This window comes from Streptomyces typhae, from assembly GCF_009755605.1.
GTDB classification, from domain to species: Bacteria; Actinomycetota; Actinomycetes; order Streptomycetales; family Streptomycetaceae; genus Streptomyces; species Streptomyces typhae.
In genome coordinates this window covers 1-21,465 of sequence record NZ_WPNZ01000011.1, presented here as the reverse complement: position 1 = coordinate 21,465, position 21,465 = coordinate 1, and the positions used below count along the sequence as shown (strand labels likewise).

Annotated in this window: 20 protein-coding genes; 16 read left to right on the top strand and 4 right to left on the bottom strand. The window is 71.7% G+C overall.

Going from position 1 to position 21,465, the window contains the following annotated elements; genetic code table 11:
* Positions 1–39: 39 nt before the first annotated feature.
* On the top strand, positions 40–516 hold the full coding sequence (locus GPA10_RS20585) for an ATP-binding protein (protein WP_058851449.1): 477 nt from the start codon (positions 40–42) through the stop codon (positions 514–516).
* A gap of 36 nt (positions 517–552) precedes the next feature.
* On the opposite strand, the gene idi is transcribed toward GPA10_RS20585, so the two are convergent.
* From idi to galE, 4 genes are all read right to left on the bottom strand, one after another.
* Positions 553–1,146, bottom strand: coding sequence for an isopentenyl-diphosphate Delta-isomerase (idi, locus tag GPA10_RS20580; RefSeq protein ID WP_157166798.1), 594 nt, complete (start codon positions 1,144–1,146; stop codon positions 553–555).
* 124 nt (positions 1,147–1,270) lie between these two features.
* On the bottom strand, positions 1,271–2,602 hold the full coding sequence (locus tag GPA10_RS20575; protein WP_157166797.1) for a bifunctional class I SAM-dependent methyltransferase/N-acetyltransferase: 1,332 nt from the start codon (positions 2,600–2,602) through the stop codon (positions 1,271–1,273).
* Positions 2,603–2,816: 214 nt separating this feature from the next.
* Positions 2,817–3,755: a cation diffusion facilitator family transporter gene (locus tag GPA10_RS20570; protein WP_058851452.1), complete on the bottom strand. Its 939-nt coding sequence runs from the start codon at positions 3,753–3,755 to the stop codon at positions 2,817–2,819.
* A gap of 171 nt (positions 3,756–3,926) precedes the next feature.
* On the bottom strand, positions 3,927–4,907 hold the full coding sequence (gene galE / locus GPA10_RS20565) for a UDP-glucose 4-epimerase GalE (RefSeq protein ID WP_157166796.1): 981 nt from the start codon (positions 4,905–4,907) through the stop codon (positions 3,927–3,929).
* A gap of 284 nt (positions 4,908–5,191) precedes the next feature.
* Here galE and GPA10_RS20560 point away from each other — a divergent pair, with 284 nt between their 5' ends.
* The 15 genes from GPA10_RS20560 to GPA10_RS20490 form a co-directional block, all read left to right on the top strand.
* Positions 5,192–7,183 carry a DUF5941 domain-containing protein gene (locus GPA10_RS20560; RefSeq protein ID WP_343041150.1) on the top strand — a complete coding sequence of 664 codons (1,992 nt, stop codon included), beginning with the start codon at positions 5,192–5,194 and terminating at the stop codon, positions 7,181–7,183.
* Complete coding sequence (locus tag GPA10_RS20555; protein ID WP_058851454.1) at positions 7,180–7,917, top strand: phosphocholine cytidylyltransferase family protein; 738 nt, start codon at positions 7,180–7,182, stop codon at positions 7,915–7,917. The genes GPA10_RS20560 and GPA10_RS20555 overlap by 4 nt, the downstream gene beginning before the upstream one ends.
* Positions 7,905–8,969 (top strand): iron-containing alcohol dehydrogenase family protein, encoded by a 1,065-nt coding sequence (locus GPA10_RS20550; protein ID WP_058851455.1) that lies wholly within the window; start codon positions 7,905–7,907, stop codon positions 8,967–8,969. The genes GPA10_RS20555 and GPA10_RS20550 overlap by 13 nt, the downstream gene beginning before the upstream one ends.
* Positions 8,947–9,726: a CDP-alcohol phosphatidyltransferase family protein gene (locus tag GPA10_RS20545; protein WP_157166795.1), complete on the top strand. Its 780-nt coding sequence runs from the start codon at positions 8,947–8,949 to the stop codon at positions 9,724–9,726. Before GPA10_RS20550 ends, GPA10_RS20545 begins: the two co-directional genes overlap by 23 nt.
* 71 nt (positions 9,727–9,797) lie before the next feature.
* Positions 9,798–10,652: a glycosyltransferase family 2 protein gene (locus GPA10_RS20540; protein WP_058851481.1), complete on the top strand. Its 855-nt coding sequence runs from the start codon at positions 9,798–9,800 to the stop codon at positions 10,650–10,652.
* Between the two features lie 96 nt (positions 10,653–10,748).
* Entirely contained in the window at positions 10,749–11,678 is a 930-nt protein-coding gene (locus GPA10_RS20535) for an ABC transporter permease (protein ID WP_058851457.1), read from the top strand.
* Positions 11,671–12,465: an ABC transporter ATP-binding protein gene (locus GPA10_RS20530; protein ID WP_343041149.1), complete on the top strand. Its 795-nt coding sequence runs from the start codon at positions 11,671–11,673 to the stop codon at positions 12,463–12,465. The genes GPA10_RS20535 and GPA10_RS20530 overlap by 8 nt, the downstream gene beginning before the upstream one ends.
* Before the next feature lie 324 nt (positions 12,466–12,789).
* Positions 12,790–13,692, top strand: coding sequence for a squalene synthase HpnC (gene hpnC, locus GPA10_RS20525; protein WP_157166794.1), 903 nt, complete (start codon positions 12,790–12,792; stop codon positions 13,690–13,692).
* Positions 13,689–14,639: a presqualene diphosphate synthase HpnD gene (gene hpnD / locus GPA10_RS20520; protein ID WP_343041148.1), complete on the top strand. Its 951-nt coding sequence runs from the start codon at positions 13,689–13,691 to the stop codon at positions 14,637–14,639. Before hpnC ends, hpnD begins: the two co-directional genes overlap by 4 nt.
* A gap of 46 nt (positions 14,640–14,685) precedes the next feature.
* Positions 14,686–16,155, top strand: coding sequence for a hydroxysqualene dehydroxylase HpnE (hpnE, locus tag GPA10_RS20515; protein ID WP_343041188.1), 1,470 nt, complete (start codon positions 14,686–14,688; stop codon positions 16,153–16,155).
* The gene (locus tag GPA10_RS20510) at positions 16,152–17,276 is read left to right on the top strand and encodes a polyprenyl synthetase family protein (protein ID WP_058851462.1); all 1,125 of its coding nucleotides are present in this window, start codon (positions 16,152–16,154) and stop codon (positions 17,274–17,276) included. The genes hpnE and GPA10_RS20510 overlap by 4 nt, the downstream gene beginning before the upstream one ends.
* A 105-nt stretch (positions 17,277–17,381) precedes the next feature.
* Complete coding sequence (gene shc, locus GPA10_RS20505; protein ID WP_157166793.1) at positions 17,382–19,376, top strand: squalene--hopene cyclase; 1,995 nt, start codon at positions 17,382–17,384, stop codon at positions 19,374–19,376.
* On the top strand, positions 19,376–20,029 hold the full coding sequence (locus tag GPA10_RS20500; protein ID WP_157166792.1) for a phosphorylase family protein: 654 nt from the start codon (positions 19,376–19,378) through the stop codon (positions 20,027–20,029). The genes shc and GPA10_RS20500 overlap by 1 nt, the downstream gene beginning before the upstream one ends.
* A gap of 5 nt (positions 20,030–20,034) precedes the next feature.
* A complete protein-coding gene (hpnH, locus tag GPA10_RS20495) occupies positions 20,035–21,057 on the top strand; it encodes an adenosyl-hopene transferase HpnH (RefSeq protein ID WP_058851465.1) in 1,023 nt (340 codons plus the stop codon).
* A gap of 4 nt (positions 21,058–21,061) precedes the next feature.
* Positions 21,062–21,465: flavodoxin-dependent (E)-4-hydroxy-3-methylbut-2-enyl-diphosphate synthase (locus GPA10_RS20490; protein WP_343041147.1), on the top strand; the 404-nt coding region annotated here is incomplete at its 3' end.

Below are 21,465 nucleotides of genomic sequence, written 5' to 3'. Positions count from 1 at the left end.
CGTGTGGTGACAATCGAGCGCGAGGGCGGGGACCGGGCAATGGGGAACGACGGGAGAGGGCCGGACCCGCTCCCAAGGGGCGGCGGACGCGTGCCGTACGAGGGCGTGTGGCGGTTCACCGCCCCCGCCGTCGACGCGTCGGTGCCCCAGGCACGGCACGCGGTGCGCGATCTGCTCGCGCGCCAGGGCGTGCCGGCGCCGGACGAGCTCGTGCAGGGACTGCTGCTCATCGTCTCCGAGCTCGTCACCAACGCGGTGCGGCACGCGGCGCTGCTCTCCCCGACGCTCGCCGTGGAGGTCGCTGTGGGCGCGGAGTGGGTGCGGGTGTCCGTGGAGGACAATCATCCCTACCGCCCCACGGCGCTGTTCGCCGACCACGGCCAGACCGGCGGCCGCGGGCTGCTCCTGGTCCGTGAGATCGCCCAGGAGGCGGGCGGCACGTGCGACGTCGAGCACACGGCCGGCGGGGGCAAGGTCATCTGGGCGGCCCTGCCCCTGAAACCGGACGGGACCTGAGCGACCCGGGCGCGGGCGCGGGTCCCGGCGGCGGCGCTACCAGCCCGCGCCGGGGCCCGTCAGCTCCTTGATCGCGGGCCGCGCCGCGTCCAGGACCGTCATGAACCACGCGGAGAACGTGCCCCGCGCATGCCGCTCCGCCAGCTCCGCGGCCGTGACGAACGCCGTGTCTCCCACTTCGGAGGAGTCCGGGCGCAGCTCGGCCTGCACCATCCCCACGAACAGGTGGTTGAACTCCTGCTCCACCAGGCCCGAGTCCGGGTCCGGGTGGTTGTAGCGCACGGTGCCCGCCTCGGCGAGCAGCGACGGCGAGACGCCGAGTTCCTCGAAGGTGCGCCGGGCGGCGGCGGCGAACGGCGCCTCGCCCGGGTAGGGGTGGCCGCAGCAGGTGTTGGACCAGACACCGGGGGAGTGGTACTTGCCGAGGGCCCGCTGCTGGAGCAGGAGCCGGCCCTGCTCGTCGAAGAGGAAGACGGAGAACGCCCGGTGCAGCTGCCCTGGCGCCTGGTGGGCGGCGAGCTTCTCCGCCGTACCGATCGTCCTGCCGTCCTCGTCGACGAGTTCCAGCAGGATTGTCTCTCCGGTGCCGTTCGGCGAGCTGTTCGCCGCGGTGGCAGGTGTGATCGGCATACCCATCCTTCGCTTCGGTCTCGGATCCTCAAGTCTGCCGTACGACACCGGCACTCCCCGCACTCCGGGAGCCCCGCATGTCCCGTCCCCGACGCCGGGAACGGGCACGCGGACGCCCTCGCGATCAGACCCCGAAGGCCGCCGGATACGTGATCGTGCCCCGCGGCACCGGCGTGGAACCGTCAGTTCCAGGCGTCCCGTCCAGCACGAGCGCCATCAGGGCCGCGTCCGGGACCTCGAAACTTGGCCGGATCCCGTAACCCGACGCCGGGGTGAAACCGAACCGCGGATAGTAGTCCGGGTGCCCGAGCACCAGGACCAGTTGCTCGCCACGGGCGCGCGCGGCGTGCAGCACGGCGCGCACGACGGCCGTACCGGCGCCCGTCGCCTGATGCGCCGGGTGCACGGCCACCGGCGCCAGACAGAGCGCCGGAACGCCGTCCACATGGCAGCGCGTGAGCAGGGCGTGCGCCACGACGTCCGCGCCGGTCGCGCCGGTCACGCCGGTCACCTCGGCCTCGGCCGGGTCGGTCGCGCGGGGCGCCTCGGCGACGTACGACAGGCCCTCAAGCCAGGCGTCCGGATCCTCGCGGAGCGCGTCGACCAGGTCGGCCTCCGCGACGGTCGGGAACGCGGCGGCGTTCACGGCGCGCACGGCCGCCCGGTCGGCACCGGACGCCGCCTCGGGCCGGGTGAGCCAGGCGCCGTCCGCGGGGCGCAGGACGTAGCCGGTGTACCCGTACTCCGTGCCGTGCTCCCGCCGCATGGCGAGCTCGGCGCGGGTGGCTGCGAGGGCCTCGGCCATGCCGGGCGCCCCGGGGTCGGCCGCGTCGGCACGGTCGCCGAGCGGGCCGTAGTACTCCTGCCAGTCGGACTCCGGCTGGGAGACGGTGCCGAGCACCGCGTACCCGGCGGCGAAGGCCGCGCGGGTGTTGCGCTCCGCGGTGCGCAGCGGATAGTGCGCGTCCCAGAAGGCGCGCGCCTCGGCGGACGGGTCGTCGCCCGTCCACTCGCACTCGGTGAGGACGAGCGTCCCGCCCGGGGCGAGCAGCCGCCGCCAGGAGCCGAGCGCGGTGTCGAAGCCGATGCTGTACGCGGAGCTCTCCGCCCAGATCAGGTCGAACGACCCGTCCGGCCAGGGCAGGTCGCCCATGTCCGCGCGGACGGTGTGCACCGAGTCCGCGAGGCCGCGGGCCCGTGCGGCGGCGCGCAGTTCGGCGAGGAACGGCTCGTGCAGGTCGACGGCCGTCACGTCGGCGCCCGCCTCGGCGGCGAGCAGCAGCGCGGAGCGGCCGGGACCACAGCCCAGGTCGAGCACGCGCGGACGGGCGGGCAGCTCACCGGCGAGGGCGAGCAGCGCGCGAGTGGTGGCGTCGGAGCCGGGGCCCTGTCGCGGCAGGCCGTGGTGCAGGGCGAAGAAGGCGTCGGTGATCACGCTGGTGGATTGCTGAGTCAACGGAGGAAACCCTTTGCGAAGGGGGCCCGGCCGCTGCGTACGGAAGGTCAGCCGTGGGCCCCGGTGGTGGGGACGAACATGTCGCCGCGCATGGCAGCGTCAGCCACGACAGTCATCAACCCACCTCCGTACATGTGTCCTCGAAGATCGCCGACAAGTCTACCCCAGGAGCGGGGCCGCCCCACTGGCGGAGCCCCCGCCGTCGGCGGAGCCGTCAGTGGCAGAGCCGCGGTTCGTGCTCCGCGTGGCCGGCCGGCTCCAGCTGGAACGTGCAGTGTTCGACGTCGAAGTGGTCGCCGACGCAGTTCTGCAATTCGTGCAGCATCTTCTCGTGCCCGATGGCGGTGAGCGTCTCGGAGCTCACGACGACGTGCGCGGAGAGCACCGGCATCCCCGAGGTGATCGTCCAGGCGTGCAGGTCGTGCACGTCCCGCACCCCGGGCAGGGCCAGCATGTGGGCGCGCACCTCGGCCATGTCGACGCCCTTGGGCGCGGACTCCAGGAGCACGTTCAGGGTCTCCCGCAGCAGCTTCCAGGTACGCGGGACGATCATGAGGCCGATGACGACGGAGGCGATGGGGTCCGCCGTCTGCCAGCCCGTCGTCAGGATGACGGCGGCCGACACGAGAACCGCGACGGAGCCGAGCGCGTCCGCGAGGACCTCCAGGAACGCGCCGCGTACGTTCAGGCTGTCCTTCTGGCCGCGCATCAGGAGCGTGAGCGACACCAGGTTCGCGGCGAGGCCGATGAGACCGAAGACGATGGTCGGGCCGCCCTGGGTCTCGGCCGGGGTGACGAAGCGCTGGACCGCCTCGTACAGGACGTACCCGCCGACGCCGAACAGCAGCAGGCAGTTGGCGAGCGCGGCCAGGATCTCGGCGCGCGCGAGGCCGTAGGTACGGTTCTCGCTCGGCGGGCGGTTCGCGAAGTGGATGGCGAGCAGGGCCATGCCGAGGCCGAGGGCGTCCGTCGCCATGTGCGTCGCATCCGCGATCAGCGCGAGCGAGTCCGCGACGATGCCGCCGACGATCTCCACCACCATGACGGTGAGCGTGATGGTCAGCGCGATCCGCAACCGGCCCTTGTAGGCCGCCGCGGCCGTGCCCTTCACGGGCGGTGCGTGGCTGTGGCCGTGACCGTTCCCTGCCCCCATGAGGCGCTCCTCCGTGGTTCGTCCGATGGCGTCCTGGTGCTGGCCGCGATCACCAGTGAACTACGGGTGGGGGGTATGTGCAACACGCTCCTGAGAACCGTTGTCATCTGCTCTGACCTGCATAAATGGCGTGCAGGTCAGAGCCGGGCAGTACTGCGGCGGACGCGTGTGTCAGCCGCGCGCGGCCTCCGGGTGGCGCAGGCACCAGCCCGCCCACGCGGACGCCACCATCTCCTCGACACCGCGCCGGGCGGTGAACCCGAGCTCCTTGGCGGCGAGGCCCGCGTCAGCGACCGCGCGCGGCGCGTCCCCCGCGCGACGCGGCTCGACGACAGGGGCGCGCCGGTCCCCGGTGACGTCCGCGATCACGGCGAGCAGTTCGCGTACGGAAACTCCGATGCCACGGCCGATGTTCACCGTCAGGTCGGTGCCGGGCCCGGCGGTCCTGCGGGCCGCCGCGAGATGGGCCTCGGCGAGATCGCTGACGTGGATGTAGTCGCGTACGCAGGTGCCGTCGGGTGTGGGGTGGTCGGTGCCGAAGACGCGCGGGGCGTCGTCGCGGGTGAGGCGGTCGAAGACCATCGGGATCACGTTGAAGACCCCGGTGTCCGCTAGCTCGGGCCGTTCGGCGCCCGCCACGTTGAAGTACCGCAGACAGGTCGTGGTGATCCCGTGGGCCCGCCCGGCAGCCCGGACCAGCCACTCGCCCGCCAGCTTCGTCTCCCCGTACGGGCTGACGGGCGCGCAGGGCGTGTCCTCGGTCACCAGGTCGACAGCGGGCGGATTGCCGTACACGGCCGCCGACGAGGAGAAGACGAACCGTCCGACCCCCGCGTCCACCACCTCCTGGAGCAGCGTCGCGAGGCCCCCGACGTTCTCCCGGTAGTAGCGCAGCGGCTGCTCCACGGACTCCCCGACCTGCTTGCGGGCCGCGAGATGCACCACACCCGTCACGGCGTGCCCGGCGAGCACCGAGCGCACCAGGTCCCCGTCGAGCGAAGTGCCCCGTACCAGCGGAATGTCCGCGGGCAGCCGGCCGGGCACCCCGGACGAGACGTCGTCGAGGACGACCACCCGCTCCCCGGCCCCGGCCATGACCCGCGCCACATGCGCCCCGATATATCCCGCTCCACCTGTGATCAGCCATGTCATGGGCGTCCACCTTAGGTGGGCTTGGGAGGGTGTGGGCCCCGCGGTTTGTGGCCGCGGGCTGCTTTCGACCATGATGATCGAAGTGGCCGGGACCCCGCAGACCGTGCTGATCGGGGGGTGAACGGGCGGTGAACGCCTGCTTCCATTCATCCGATAGCCTCTGCCGACATGCCGCCCGGCCGCCCCGCGGCCGGAGCGCCCCCGTCACGCACGTGCCCGCGCGAGCCGCGCCGGGAATCAAGGAGTGAGTTCGTCTGTCGACCGCCATCCTCACCGGCCTGCCGGTGCCCGGTTCGCCGCTCGAAGGCGATCTGCGGTCCCTGGGTTTCGACGTGCGGACCGCCCCCGGAACGGCGTCCGCCGACGACCTCGAGACCCTGCTGCGCGACCTGCCCGCGGGTGAGCGCGTCGCCGTCGTCGACCACCGTTTCGTCGGCCACGTCCACGCCCTGCGGCTCGGCCTGACCGACCCGCGCTTCCCCGTCGCCGCCGTCCCCGGCGCGATGACGGCGCAGTCCGGGGCGCGCGGGGAGCTGATCCGCGCCCTGCGCGCGGCGGCCGGTGCGGCCGGTGCCGTCCCGACGGGCGGTACGGTCGCGCCCGTCGCAGGCGACGCGCCCGCCGCAGGCGACGCCCTGCCCGGCCGGATTCCGGCCGCCGGTGCCGCCGGTGCCGCGGATCCCGACCGGATCGCCGCCGGTGCCGCGGTTCCCGACCGGATCGCCGCCGGTGCCGCGGTTCCCGACCTGAGCGTCGCCGGTGCCGCGATCCCCGACCGGATCGCCGCCGCAGGCGACGCCCTGCCCGACCGGATCGCCGCCGCCCTGAAGGCCGCGGGCACCGACGTGCACCGGCCCGAGCTCGGCACCCTCGTCGCGACCGTCGCCGACGACCCGCAGACCCGCAACACCGCCCGCCAGGCCGTCGCCGCCGTCGACGACGAGGCCGTACGCCTGCGCGGCGCCGTGAAGGCCCGCGACGGCTTCTTCACGACGTACTGCGTCAGCCCCTACTCGCGCCACCTCGCCCGCTGGAGCGCACGGCGCGGCCTCACCCCGAACCAGGTCACCACGGCCTCGCTGCTCACCGCCCTGATCGCGGCGGGCTGCGCGGCCACGGGCACCCGCGGCGGCTTCGTCGCCGCCGGGCTGCTGCTCCTCTTCTCCTTCGTCCTCGACTGCACGGACGGCCAGCTCGCCCGCTACTCGCTCCAGTACTCCACGCTCGGCGCCTGGCTGGACGCGACCTTCGACCGCGCCAAGGAGTACGCGTACTACGCGGGCCTCGCGCTCGGCGCCGCCCGCGGCGGCGACGACGTATGGGCGCTCGCCCTCGGCGCCATGGTCCTCCAGACCTGCCGGCACGTCGTGGACTTCTCCTTCAACGAGGCGAACGCCGACAGCACCGCGACCGGCAACACCAGCCCCACCGCCGCCCTCTCCGACAAGCTCGACAGCGTCGGGTGGACGGTCTGGCTGCGCCGCATGATCGTGCTGCCCATCGGTGAGCGCTGGGCCCTGATCGCCGTGCTCACCGCCCTGACCACGCCCCGTGTCACGCTGGTCGTGCTGCTCGTCGGCTGCGCCCTCGCCGCCTGCTACACCACCGCGGGCCGCGTCCTGCGCTCGCTGACCCGCAAGGCCGCCCGCACCGACCGCGCCGCGCGAGCGCTCGGCGACCTCGCCGACAACGGCCCCCTCGGGTCCGCCTTCGCCGCCCTGCGGCCCCGGCTCGCGCTGCCCGCGCCCGCCCTCGCCCTCGTCGGCGGCGCCGCGGTGGTCGGCACGGCGCTCCTCACCTCCTACGGCAGCCCGTGGGTGGTCGTCGGCGCCGTGATCCACGTCATCACTTCGGGGCTTGCGCTCGCCCGCCCGCTCAAGGGCGCCCTGGACTGGCTGGTTCCGCCGTTCTTCCGCGTGGCCGAATACAGCACCGTTCTGGTACTGGCGGCCAAAGCCGACGTGAACGGCTGCCTTCCCGCGGCTTTCGGCCTGGTGGCCGCGGTCGCCTACCATCACTACGACACGGTGTACCGCATCAAGGGCGGCACCGGCGCGCCCCCGCGCTGGCTGGTGCGGACGATCGGCGGCCAAGAAGGCAGGACCCTGGTGGTCGCGCTGGCCGCCGCCCTGCTGCACGACACGGATCTCACCGTCGCGCTCACGGCACTCGCCGTGGCCGTGGCACTCGTGGTGCTCGTCGAGAGCATCCACTTCTGGGTGACCGCTCACAAGCGTGGCGCACCCGCCGTACACGATGAAGGAGAAACCGCATGATCGGCCTCGTCCTCGCGGCAGGCGCCGGACGGCGTCTGCGTCCGTACACGGACACCCTGCCCAAGGCCCTGGTGCCCGTCGACGGGGACACCACCATCCTCGACCTGACGCTCGGCAACTTCGCCGAGATCGGTCTCACCGAGGTCGCGATCATCGTCGGTTACAAGAAGGAGGCCGTCTACGACCGCAAGGCGGCCCTGGAGGCGAAGTACGGCCTCAAGCTGACCCTCATCGACAACGACAAGGCCGAGGAGTGGAACAACGCCTACTCCCTGTGGTGCGGGCGTGACGCCATCAAGCACGACGTGATCCTCGCCAACGGCGACACCGTGCACCCGGTCTCCGTCGAGAAGACGCTGCTCGCCGCCCGCGGCAACGGCCAGAGGATCATCCTCGCCCTCGACACGGTGAAGCAGCTCGCCGACGAGGAGATGAAGGTCGTCGTGGACGCCGACCAGGGCGTCCAGAAGATCACCAAGCTGATGGACCCGGCGACGGCCACCGGTGAGTACATCGGTGTCACCCTCATCGAGGGCTCCGCCGCCGACGAGCTCGCCGACGCCCTGAGGACCACCTTCGAGCGCGACCCCGACCTCTACTACGAGGACGGCTACCAGGAGCTCGTCAACCGCGGCTTCAAGGTCGACGTGGCCCCCATCGGCGACGTCAAGTGGGTCGAGATCGACAACCACGACGACCTGGCCAAGGGGCGGGAGATCGCGTGCCAGTACTGACGAGGCTCATCCCCTCGCCGGTCGTCGTGGACATCCGGCCGGGGGCGTTGAACGACCTGGCCGGGGTCCTCGCCGACCAGCGGATCTGCTCGTCGACCGGCAAGCTCGCAATCGCCATCAGCGGCGGCTCCGGCGCGGTCCTGCGCGAGCGGCTCTCGCCCTCGCTGCCGAACGCCCAGTGGTTCGAGGTGGGCGGCGGCACGCTCGACGACGCCATCGAGCTCGCCGACGCCATGAAGAAGGGCCGCTACGACGCGGTCGTGGGCCTCGGCGGCGGCAAGATCATCGACTGCGCCAAGTTCGCCGCGGCGCGCGTCGGCCTGCCGCTGGTCGCCGTCGCGACGAACCTGTCGCACGACGGCCTGTGCTCGCCGGTCGCCACCCTCGACAACGACGCGGGCCGCGGCTCGTACGGCGTGCCGAACCCGATCGCGGTCGTCATCGACCTCGACGTCATCCGCGAGGCCCCGGTCCGCTTCGTCCGCTCCGGCATCGGCGACGCGCTGTCCAACATCTCCGCGATCCGCGACTGGGAGCTCGCCGCCCGCGAGCGCGGCGAGGACATCGACGGCCTCGCCGCCGCGATGGCGCGCCAGGCCGGCGAGGCGGTCCTGCGCCACCCCGGCGGCGTCGGCGACGACGGCTTCCTCCAGGTGCTCGCCGAGGGCCTGGTCCTGACCGGCATCGCGATGTCCGTCTCGGGCGACTCGCGCCCCGCGTCGGGCGCCTGCCACGAGATCAACCACGCCTTCGACCTGCTCTTCCCCAAGCGCGCGGCGAGCCACGGCGAGCAGTGCGGCCTCGGCGCCGCCTTCGCCATGCATCTGCGCGGCGCCCGCGAGGAGTCGGCGTACATGGCCGAGGTCCTGCGCCGCCACGGCCTGCCCGTGCTCCCCGAGGAGATCGGCTTCACCGTGGACGAGTTCGTCCAGGTCGTCGCGTACGCCCCGCAGACCCGTCCGGGCCGCTACACGATCCTCGAGCACCTCAATCTGAACACCGACCAGATCAAGGACGCATACGCCGACTATGCCAAGGCCATCGGTAGCTGAACTCCGGCCCGTCGTTCACCCCGCGGGAGTGAAGGACCGGCGCAGCGGTGAGCACTGGGCGGGACGCCTGTACATGCGAGAGATCTCGCTGCGCTGCGACCGCTACCTGGTGAACACCAGGATCACGCCCAATCAGCTGACCTACCTGATGACCGTCGCGGGCGTCCTCGCGGCCCCGGCTCTCCTGGTGCCGGGCGTCTGGGGCGCCGTGCTCGGCGTCGTCGCGGTCCAGCTCTACCTGCTGCTCGACTGCGTCGACGGCGAGATCGCCCGCTGGCGCAAGCAGTACTCGCTGGGCGGTGTCTACCTGGACCGGGTCGGCGCCTATCTGTGCGACGCCGCGGTCCTCGTGGGCTTCGGTCTGCGCGCCGCCGACCTCTGGGGCTCGGGTCGGATCGACTGGCTGTGGGCCTTCCTCGGCACCCTCGCCGCCCTCGGCGCCATCCTGATCAAGGCGGAGACCGACCTCGTCGGCGTGGCCCGGCACCAGCAGGGCCTGGCCCCCGTCAAGGAGTCGGCGTCCGAGCCGCGCGCCGCGGGCATGGCGCTGGCCCGCAAGGCCGCCGCCGCGCTGAAGTTCCACCGCCTGATCCTCGGCATCGAGGCGTCGCTGCTCATCCTGGTCCTCGCGATCGTGGACTCGGTCCGGGGCGACCTGTTCTTCTCCCGGCTCGGCGTCGCCGTCCTCGCGGGCATCGCGCTCCTTCAGACCCTGCTCCACCTCGTGTCCATCCTCGTGTCGAGCAGGCTGAAGTGAGGACGCCGAGCCCGTCCGGCACACCGGGGAGGGCGGGCGCGCCGCGATCGGTCGGCGCGGTCGTCATCACCATGGGCAACCGCCCGCAGGAACTGCGCGCCCTCCTCGACTCGGTCGCCAAGCAGGACGGCGACCGGGTCGAGGTGGTCGTCGTCGGCAACGGCGCCCCCGTGCCCGATGTCCCCGAGGGCGTGCGCACCATCGAACTGCCCGAGAACCTGGGCATCCCCGGCGGGCGCAACGTCGGCATCGAGGCCTTCCGGCGCGACGGCGCCGACGGCTGCACCGTGGACGTCCTGCTCTTCCTCGACGACGACGGACTGCTCGCCCACACCGACACCGCCGAGCTGTGCCGCGAGGCCTTCGCGGCGGACCCGGAACTCGGGATCATCTCCTTCCGCATCGCCGACCCGGACACCGGCGCCACCCAGCGCCGCCACGTCCCGCGCCTGCGCGCCTCCGACCCGATGCGGTCCTCGCGCGTGACGACCTTCCTCGGCGGCGCCAACGCCGTCCGCACCGAGGTCCTCGACGAGGTCGGCGGCCTGCCCGACGCCTTCTTCTACGCGCACGAGGAGACCGACCTCGCCTGGCGCGCCCTGGACGCGGGCTGGATGATCGACTACCGCGCCGACATGGTGCTCCTCCACCCCACGACGGCCCCCTCGCGGCACGCCGTCTACCACCGCATGGTGGCCCGCAACCGCGTGTGGCTCGCCCGCCGCAACCTGCCCGCCGCCCTGGTGCCGGTCTACCTCGGCGTGTGGCTCCTGCTCACCCTCGCCCGGCGCCCCTCGCGGCCCGCCCTGAAGGCCTGGTTCGGCGGTTTCAAGGAGGGCTGGACCAGCCCGTGCGGGCCCCGCAGCCCCATGAAGTGGCGTACGGTGTGGCGCCTGACACGACTGGGCCGACCTCCTGTCATCTGACAAGCTCTGGTCTGAGAACATTCGGGCCGTATCCCGGTCCCTGGCCCCTCGCCTACGCCCGACCGGCCGCGCATCTGAAGACGAAAGTTTCCCCTCGTGAGTGAGACAACGCAGGACGGTGGAGTCGCGGTGACCGCGCCACCGTCGCCCGACGACGGGCTGCCCCCCGCGGAGCTTGCGGCCAAGTACGGCCTGTCCGTCAGCGGCGCCCGTCCCGGTCTTTTCGAGTACGTCAGCCAGCTCTGGGGCCGGCGCCACTTCATCCTCGCCTTCTCCCAGGCCAAGCTCACCGCCCAGTACAGCCAGGCCAAGCTCGGCCAGCTCTGGCAGGTGGCGACGCCGCTGCTCAACGCGCTCGTCTACTTCCTCATCTTCGGCCTGATCCTCAAGGCCGACCGGGGCATGTCCCGTGAGGTCTACATCCCGTTCCTGGTGACCGGTGTCTTCGTCTTCACCTTCACGCAGAGCTCGGTGATGGCGGGTGTACGGGCCATCTCGGGCAACCTCGGACTGGTGCGCGCCCTGCACTTCCCGCGTGCCTCGCTGCCCGTCTCCTTCTCGCTCCAGCAGCTCCAGCAGCTCCTGTTCTCGATGGTCGTGCTGTTCGTGGTGGCGATCGGCTTCGGCAGCTACCCGCGTCTGTCGTGGCTGCTCATCCTGCCGGTGCTCGCGCTCCAGTTCCTCTTCAACACCGGGCTCGCGATGATCATGGCGCGGCTCGGCAGCAAGACCCCGGACCTCGCCCAGCTGATGCCGTTCGTGATGCGCACCTGGATGTACGCGTCGGGCGTGATGTTCTCCATCCCGGTGATGCTCAAGGACCACCCGGACTGGATCGGCGACGTCCTCCAGTGGAACCCGGCCGCCATCTACATGGACCTGATGCGGTTCGCGCTCATCGACGGCTACGGCTCCGAGAACCTGCCGCCGCACGTCTGGGCGGTCGCGGCCGGCTGGGCGGTGCTCGTGGCGGTGGGCGGATTCGTGTACTTCTGGAAGGCGGAGGAGAGGTACGGCCGTGGCTGACGACAAGAACGCAGGGACCGGCGACCGGACGCACGTCCCCACGGTCATCGCGGACGAGCTGCACATCGTCTACCGCGTGAACGGCGCGAAGACGGGCAAGGGCAGCGCCACCTCCGCCCTGAGCCGCATCCTCAAGCGCGGCGAGGAGCGCGGTGTCCGCAAGGTGCACGCCGTGCGCGGGGTCAGCTTCACCTCCTACCGCGGCGAGGCGATCGGCCTGATCGGTTCGAACGGCTCCGGCAAGTCCACGCTCCTGCGGGCCATCGCGGGCCTGCTCCCCGCCGAGCGGGGCAAGGTCTACACCGACGGCCAGCCCTCGCTGCTCGGTGTGAACGCGGCCCTGATGAACGACCTGACCGGTGAGCGCAACGTGATCCTCGGCGGCCTGGCCATGGGCATGAGCCGGGAGCAGATCAGGGCCCGCTACCAGGACATCGTCGACTTCTCCGGAATCAACGAGAAGGGCGACTTCATCACCCTGCCGATGCGCACGTACTCCTCCGGCATGGCCGCCCGCCTGCGCTTCTCCATCGCGGCGGCCAAGGACCACGACGTCCTGATGATCGACGAGGCGCTCGCCACGGGCGACCGCAAGTTCCAGAAGCGCTCCGAGGCCCGCATCCGTGAGCTGCGCAAGGAGGCCGGCACGGTCTTCCTGGTCAGCCACAACAACAAGTCGATCCGTGACACCTGCGACCGGGTGCTCTGGCTGGAGCGGGGCGAGCTGCGGATGGACGGACCGACCGACGAGGTCATCAAGGAGTACGAGAAGTTCACCGGAAGGTAGCAGGCCGTACCGGCCGAACGGAGCAGGGCCCCGCCCGGGACACCCGGGCGGGGCCCTGCTCCGTCCTGAGGCCTCAAAAACCCCTCGCGTCACGGGAGTTCGGGGAAGATGGAAGCCAATCGGTGCGTTGTTGTGATGCGCGAAACACCCCGACGACTCGGCGTGCGTTGTACAACGTAAGCTGTACCGGTGCTGATTAGCGGCAAGTGGGGAGATTTCGCGCGGCACCGGGGTGGGGTCCATCGTCCGCCGAGCGGGGGCAGGGCGGCGTGTCCGAAATAGGATGTTTTGGGTCAGCAGTGTAGAACGGGAGATGTGACGGCAATGGCTACGGACGATCTCCGGCTCCGCGATGCGTCCGCCGTCCTCGACAAAGCCGCGGACGAGAACTTTCCCGTGGCCCCCTTCTTCCTCCCGCGCGCCTGGCGCGAGGACCTCATGGCCGTGTACGGCTACGCCCGTCTCGTCGACGACATCGGCGACGCCGACCTGGACCGGGGCGGCGCGCACGCCCGCTACCTCGGTGCCGACCCGGCCGCCGCGGATGACCCGCTCACCCTCCTCGACGCCTTCGAGCGCGACCTGGAGAAGGTCTTCACCGCAGGTCAGGAGCCCGGCCACCCGCTCCTCCAGGCCTTGGTGCCCACCGTGCGCCGACGCGGTCTGACCCCGGAGCCCTTCCTCGGCCTGATCGCGGCCAACCGCCAGGACCAGCTCGTCAAGCGGTACGAGACCTACGACGACCTGGTGGCCTACTGCGAGCTGTCCGCGAATCCCGTGGGCCGCCTTGTCCTCGCCGTCACCGGCACCGCGACCCCCGAGCGCGTGCGCCTGTCCGACGCCGTGTGCACCGCGCTGCAGATCGTGGAGCACCTCCAGGACGTGCGCGAGGACCTCGCGCGCGACCGCGTCTACCTCCCCGCCGAGGACATGCAGCGCTTCCATGTCCAGGAACGGGATCTGGCCGCTCCCACAGCAGGCGCATCGGTGCGCGCACTGGTTGCATATGAAGCGGAACGCGCCCACCGCCTCCTGAATGAAGGCACCCCCCTGGTGGGTAGCGTCCACGGCAGGCTGAAGCTGCTGCTTGCCGGGTTCGTGGCAGGGGGAAGGGCGACCGTCGCGGCGATCGTCGCCTCCGGATACGACGTACTGACAAGGCCGCCGAAGCCCACGAAGCCGCGTTTGCTGCGCGAGGTGGGAGCGGTTCTGCGAGGAAAGGGGTGAGCCGGACCGTGGAGTCAGAACCTCGCGTGTCCGCGCCGGTACTCGCCGCATACAGCTATTGCGAGACCGTCACGGGGCAGCAGGCGCGCAATTTCGCGTACGGCATCAGGCTGCTGCCGACGCCCAAGCGGCGGGCGATGTCCGCGCTCTACGCGTTCTCCCGGCGCGTGGACGACATCGGCGACGGAAGCCTCGCGCCGGAGGTGAAGCAGGCCCGGCTCGACGACACCCGGGCCCTGCTGACCCGGGTGCGCGACGGCGGCGTGGCGGAGGACGACACCGACCCCGTCGCGGTGGCGCTCAGCCATGCGGCCGGGCACTTCCCCATCCCGCTCGGCGGCCTCGACGAGCTGATCGACGGCGTCCTGATGGACGTGCGCGGCGAGACGTACGAGACCTGGGAGGACCTGAAGGCCTACTGCCGCTGTGTGGCGGGCGCCATCGGGCGGCTCTCCCTCGGCGTCTTCGGCACCGAACCCGGCGCGCTGAACGCGGAGCGCGCCCCCGAGTACGCGGACACGCTCGGGCTCGCGCTGCAACTCACCAACATCCTCCGCGACGTGCGCGAGGACGCCCTGGAGGGGCGCACCTACCTCCCCGCCGACGATCTCGCCAAGTTCGGCTGCGCCGAGGGGTTCGCCAGGGCCGAACCGCCGGCCGGGTCGGACTTCGCGGGTCTCGTGCACTTCGAAGTCCGCCGCGCGCGGGCCCTGTTCGCCGAGGGGTACCGCCTCCTCCCGATGCTCGACCGGCGCAGCGGTGCCTGTGTGGCGGCGATGGCGGGCATCTACCGCAGGCTGCTCGACCGCATCGAACGGGAACCGGAAGCGGTCCTCCGCGGCCGTGTTTCGCTGCCGGGACGCGAGAAGGCGTACGTCGCCGTGCGCGGTCTGTCCGGGCTCGACGCGCGCAGCGTCTCCCGGGGGACCGTCAGGAGGCGTACGTGATGCGCATTCCCGGTGAAGCCCCAGCGGGGACGGCGTGTCGCGCCAAGTGGCGGGCAACCCTCCGCATGGCCTCGGCGTCCCAGACTGCAACCGCCGAAAGGGAAAACGCATGAGGCAGCACGACAGCCGCTCCGCGGGGGAGGCCGACGGCACCGGTGAACGCGCGTCCGCCGTCGTCGTGGGCGGCGGCCTCGCGGGCGTCACCTCCGCCCTCGCCCTCGCCGACGCGGGCGTCGAGGTTACGCTGCTGGAAGGGCGCCCGCGCCTCGGCGGCCTCGCCTTCTCCTTCCAGCGCGGCGAACTGACCGTCGACAACGGCCAGCACGTCTATCTGCGCTGCTGCACGGCCTACCGGTGGTTCCTCGACCGCGTCGAGGGCGCCCACCTGGCACCGCTCCAGGACCGCCTCGACGTCCCCGTGCTCGACGCCGGCCGGCACCGCCTCGGACGGCTGCGCCGCACCGCGCTGCCCGTGCCGCTGCACCTGGCCGCGAGCCTCGCCACCTATCCGCATCTGTCGCTCGCCGAACGCGCCGCCGTCGGGCGCGCGGCGCTCGCCCTCAAGGGACTCGACCCGGCCGACCCGGCGCTCGACAACCAGGACTTCGGGAGCTGGCTGGCCGCCCACGGTCAGTCCGAGCGCGCCATCGAGGCGCTGTGGGACCTCGTCGGGGTCGCCACCCTCAACGCCGTCGCCGGCGATGCCTCGCTCGGGCTCGCCGCGATGGTGTTCAAGACCGGACTGCTCTCCGAGCCGGGTGCCGCCGACATCGGCTGGGCGCGGGTGCCCCTCGGTGACCTGCACGACGGGCTCGCGCGCAAGGCGCTCGACTCGGCGGGTGTGCGTACCGAACTGCGAACACGTGTCACCTCCCTCTCCCGTCAGGAGAACGGAAGATGGCGCGTGGAGGTTCCCGGCGAGAGCGTCGAGGCGGACTGCGTGGTGCTCGCGGTGCCGCAGGCGGAGGCGCACGACCTGCTCCCCGACGGTGCCATCGACGACCCCGACCGGCTGCTCGCCATCGACACGGCGCCGATCCTCAACGTCCACGTCGTGTACGACAGGAAGGTACTCAAGCAGCCCTTCTTCGCCGCGCTCGGCACGCCCGTGCAGTGGGTCTTCGACCGGACCGAGGCCTCGGGGCTGCGCACCGGCCAGTACCTCGCGCTGTCGCAGTCCGCGGCCCAGGCGGAGATCGACGCGCCCGTGGCGGCGCTCAGAGAGCGCTATCTGCCGGAGCTCGAGCGCCTGCTGCCCGCCGCGCACGGCGCACAGGTGCTTGATTTCTTCGTGACCCGGGAGCGTACGGCCACCTTCGCGCCGACGCCGGGCGTCGGGCGCCTGCGCCCGGGTGCGCACACCCACGCGCCCGGCCTCCACCTGGCGGGCGCGTGGACCGCCACCGGCTGGCCCGCGACGATGGAAGGCGCTGTACGCAGCGGAATCACCGCGGCGCGGGCCATTCTGACCGCCCTCGACCGCCCTCATGACCATCTCTTCGAGGAGGCGGCGTGACGCTCGACCTGCTGGGGCCCTCGCCCCACGAACCCCGCACCGGAATCAGAGGAGAGACCGTGCCGACTGTGCCCTCGGCCGAACCGGCCGCCGTGGACGTGACTGCGCTCCTTGAGCGCGGCCGGACACTGGCCACCCCGGTGCTGCGGTCCGCGGTGGACCGTCTCGCGCCGCCCATGGACACCGTCGCCGCCTACCACTTCGGCTGGATCGACGCCGACGGCAACCCGGCCGTCGGTGACGGGGGCAAGGCCGTGCGCCCGGCGCTCGCCCTGCTGTCCGCGGAGGCCGCGGGCGCGACCCCGGAGACCGGCGTGCCCGGCGCGGTCGCCGTCGAGCTGGTGCACAACTTCTCGCTCCTGCACGACGACCTGATGGACGGCGACGAGCAGCGCCGCCACCGCGACACCGTCTGGAAGGTGCACGGGCCCGCCCAGGCGATCCTCGTCGGTGACGCCCTGTTCGCCCTCGCCAACGAGATCCTCCTGGAACTCGGCACCGTCGAGGCGGGCCGGGCGACGCGCCGTCTGACCACCGCGACCCGCGCCCTCATCGACGGCCAGGCGCAGGACATCTCCTACGAGCACCGCGAGCGGGTCACCGTCGAGGAGTGCCTGGAGATGGAGGGCAACAAGACCGGCGCCCTGCTCGCCTGCGCGGTCTCCATCGGCGCGGTGCTCGGCGGCGCCGACGACGCCACCGCCGACACCCTGGAGCGGTACGGCTACCACCTCGGACTCGCCTTCCAGGCCGTCGACGACCTGCTCGGCATCTGGGGCGACCCGGAGGCCACCGGCAAGCAGACGTGGAGCGATCTGCGCCAGCGCAAGAAGTCCCTGCCGGTGGTCGCCGCCCTCGCCGCGGGCGGCCCGGCCTCCGAACGGCTCGGCGAGCTGCTCGCCGCCGACGCCAAGAGCAACGACTTCGACAGCTTCTCCGAGGCGGAGTTCGCCGCGCGGGCCGCCCTCATCGAGGAGGCGGGCGGCCGCGAGTGGACCGCCGAGGAGGCGCGGCGGCAGCACGCCGTCGCCATCGAGGCGCTGGACGAGGTCCAGATGCCGGACCAGGTGCGGGCGCAGCTCAGCGCGCTCGCCGACTTCGTCGTCGTACGGAAGAGATGATCCCTATCGGCCCCAACTGACTCGCAGTCGCCGGCCGGTGTCCCTCCAGGGCCCCGGCCGACGGCGGACCCGGCAGACAAGAAGCACTGCGGAGAAGGGGAAGCCATGACAGCGACGACCGACGGAAGCACCGGAGCGGTGACGCCCCGGGCGGCCTCGGCCACCGGAACGACCGACACCACCCCCGCGGCGATCGGGGCGCCGGACGCCGCGGCCCGCGCCATACGACGGTCCACCGAATTCCTGTTGTCCCGCCAGGACGCCCAGGGATGGTGGAAAGGCGATCTGGCCACCAATGTGACCATGGACGCCGAGGACCTGTTGCTCCGTCAGTTCCTGGGCGTCCAGGACGAGACGACGAACCGCGCCGCCGGGCTCTTCATCCGCGGCGAACAGCGCGCCGACGGCACCTGGGCCAGCTTCCACGGCGGACCCGGCGAGCTCTCCGTCACCATCGAGGCGTATGTCGCGCTGCGCCTCGCGGGAGACGCACCCGACGAGCCGCACATGGCGAGGGCGTCCGCCTGGATCAGAGAGCAGGGCGGCGTCGCGTCCGCCCGCGTCTTCACCCGCATCTGGCTGGCCCTCTTCGGCTGGTGGAAGTGGGACGACCTGCCCGAACTGCCGCCCGAGCTGCTCTATTTCCCCAAGTGGTTCCCGCTCAACATCTATGACTTCGGGTGCTGGGCACGGCAGACGATAGTGCCGCTCACCATTGTCTCGGCCAAGCGCCCGGTGCGTCCCGCGCCCTTCCCGCTGGACGAGCTGCACGCCGATCCGCGGTTCCCCAACCCGACCAAACCGCTGGCGCCGGTGGCGAGTTGGGACGGGGTCTTCCAGCGCCTCGACAAGGCGCTGCACCTCTATCACAAGATCGCGCCGCGCGGTGTGCGCCGGGCCGCCATGAACTCCGCGGCCCGCTGGATCATCGAGCGGCAGGAGAACGACGGCTGCTGGGGCGGCATCCAGCCGCCCGCCGTGTACTCCGTCATCGCCCTGCACCTGCTCGGCTACGACCTCGACCACCCGGTGCTCAAGGCGGGCCTCGAATCCCTCGACCGGTTCGCGGTGTGGCGCGAGGACGGCGCCCGCATGATCGAGGCCTGCCAGTCGCCGGTGTGGGACACCTGCCTCGCGACGATCGCGCTCGCCGACGCCGGGGTGCCCGCCGACCATCCGCAGCTCGTGAAGGCCGCGGACTGGATGCTGGGCGAGCAGATCGTGCGGCCCGGCGACTGGTCGGTGCGCAGGCCGGGCCTGACGCCCGGGGGCTGGGCCTTCGAATTCCACAACGACAACTACCCCGACATCGACGACACCGCCGAGGTCGTCCTCGCGCTGCGCCGGGTCGAGCACCCGGACCGGGCGCGCATGGAGCACGCCATCGCGCGCGGAGTGCGCTGGAACCTCGGCATGCAGTCGAAGAACGGCGCCTGGGCCGCCTTCGACGTCGACAACACCAGCCCCTTCCCCAACCGCCTGCCGTTCTGCGACTTCGGCGAGGTCATCGACCCGCCCTCCGCCGACGTCACCGCGCACGTGGTGGAGATGGCGGCGTACGAGGGCCTGGCCGACGACCCGCGCACCCGGCGCGGCGTCGAGTGGCTGCTCGCCGAACAGGAGGCGTTCGGAGGCTGGTTCGGACGCTGGGGCGTCAACTACGTCTACGGCACCGGGTCGGTGCTGCCCGCCCTCACGGCCGTCGGGATGCCCGGCTCGCACCCGGCGATCCGGCGCGCGGTCGCCTGGCTCGAGTCGGTGCAGAACGACGACGGCGGCTGGGGCGAGGACCTGCGCTCCTACCGCGAGGAGCGGTGGATCGGCCACGGCGCCTCCACGGCGTCCCAGACCGCCTGGGCGCTGATCGGCCTGCTCGCGGCGGGGGAGCGGGACTCCACGGCGGTGGAGCGCGGCGTGCGGTGGCTCGCTCGGACCCAGCGGGACGACGGCTCCTGGGACGAGCCGTACTTCACCGGCACCGGCTTCCCCTGGGACTTCTCCATCAACTACCACCTCTACCGGCAGGTCTTCCCGCTGACGGCGCTCGGCCGGTACGTCAACGGAGAGCCGTTCGCCGGTGTCTCCGGCAAGGGGAGCTGATGCCCCCGGCCCCGGCCCGGCCGCCGGGCCCCGCACCTCTCCTCGTCGCCTGTGCGCTCGGCATCGAGCGCCTCGCCCTGCGCACCGGCGACCGGGGCGGCGCGGGCGGCCCCATGACCGTGCTGCGGACGGGCATGGGACCGCGGGCCGCCGAGCGCGCCGTCACCAAGGCGCTCGGCACGCCCGCCCTGCACGACGCCGCCGTCGTGGCCACCGGCTTCTGCGCCGGTCTCGCGCCCGGCATGCACCCCGGCGACCTGGTCGTCGCCGAGGAGACCCGGTACGAAGGCGGTCGCACCCCCTGCGTGGGCACGCCGACCCTGGTGCGGGAGCTGGGGCGCGCGCTGCCCCACCGCACGGTGCACACCGGGCCGCTCACCGGTTCCGACCACGTCGTCCGCGGCCACGAGCGCGCCGCGCTGTTCGCCACCGGCGCGATCGCGGTGGACATGGAGTCCGCCGTCACGCTGCGCAGCGCCATGGCGGCCGGTGCCCGGCCGGTTGCGGCCGTCCGGGTGGTCGTGGACGCCCCACAGCACGAACTCGTACGGATCGGCACGGTGCGCGGTGGAATATCGGCCTTCCGCGTACTCCGTGCCGTGCTTCCCGCTTTCTTCGAATGGCACCGTTCTTCGCTGCTCCCCCGGAGGTGAGCCAGATGGCCATGCCGCTGCGTCAGTCCATCAAGGTCGCGACGTACCTGATGGAACAGAAGCTCCGCAAGCGGGACAAGTTCCCGCTGATCGTCGAGTTGGAACCGCTTTTCGCTTGCAATTTGAAGTGCGAGGGCTGTGGCAAGATCCAGCACCCGGCCGGTGTGCTCAAGCAGCGCATGCCGGTGGCGCAGGCCGTGGGCGCCGTTCTCGAATCGGGCGCGCCGATGGTGTCCATCGCCGGTGGCGAGCCGCTGATGCACCCTCAGATCGATGAGATCGTGCGGCAGTTGGTGGCGAAGAAGAAGTACGTTTTCCTTTGCACCAATGCCATGTTGCTGCGCAAGAAGATGGACAAGTTCCGGCCCTCTCCCTATTTTGCGTTCGCCGTCCACATCGACGGGATGCGGGAGCGGCACGACGAGTCGGTGGCGAAGGAGGGAGTGTTCGACGAGGCGGTCGAGGCCATCAAGGAGGCCAAGCGGCGCGGCTTCCGGGTCACCACCAATTCGACGTTCTTCAACACCGACACCCCGCAGACGATCATCGAGGTCCTGAACTTCCTCAATGACGAACTCCAGGTCGACGAGATGATGCTGTCGCCCGCCTACGCCTACGAGAAGGCGCCCGACCAGGAGCACTTCCTGGGCGTGGAGCAGACTCGCGAACTGTTCAAGAAGACCTTCGCCGGCGGCAACCGGCGGCGCTGGCGGCTGAACCACTCGCCGCTGTTCCTCGACTTCCTGGAGGGCAAGGTCGACTTCCAGTGCACGGCGTGGGCGATCCCCAACTACTCGCTCTTCGGCTGGCAGCGCCCCTGCTATCTGATGAGCGACGGCTACGTCCCGACGTACCGGGAACTGATCGAGAAGACCGACTGGTCCAAGTACGGCCGCGGCAAGGACGACCGGTGCGCCAACTGCATGGCGCACTGCGGCTACGAGCCCACGGCCGTGCTCGCCACCATGGGCTCCCTCAAGGAGTCCCTGCGGGCCATGCGCGAGACCGTCGCCGGCAACCGCGGGTGACGTCGTGAGTGGGGGAACGCCCGTCGCCCTGGGCCTCCCGGAGCTGCCGGTCCGGCCGGTCGCCGAGCGCAGGATCGCTCGGCGCATCGAGGTCGGGCCGGTGGCGATCGGGGGCGGCGCGCCGGTGTCGGTGCAGTCGATGACGACGACGCGTACGTCGGACATCGGGGCGACGTTGCAGCAGATCGCGGAGTTGACGGCGTCGGGTTGTCAGATCGTGCGGGTGGCGTGTCCGACGCAGGACGACGCGGACGCGTTGGCGACGATCGCGCGGAAGTCGCAGATTCCAGTGATCGCGGATATTCACTTCCAGCCGAAGTATGTGTTCGCGGCGATCGAGGCGGGGTGTGCGGCGGTCCGGGTGAATCCGGGGAACATCAAGCAGTTCGACGACAAGGTCAGGGAGAT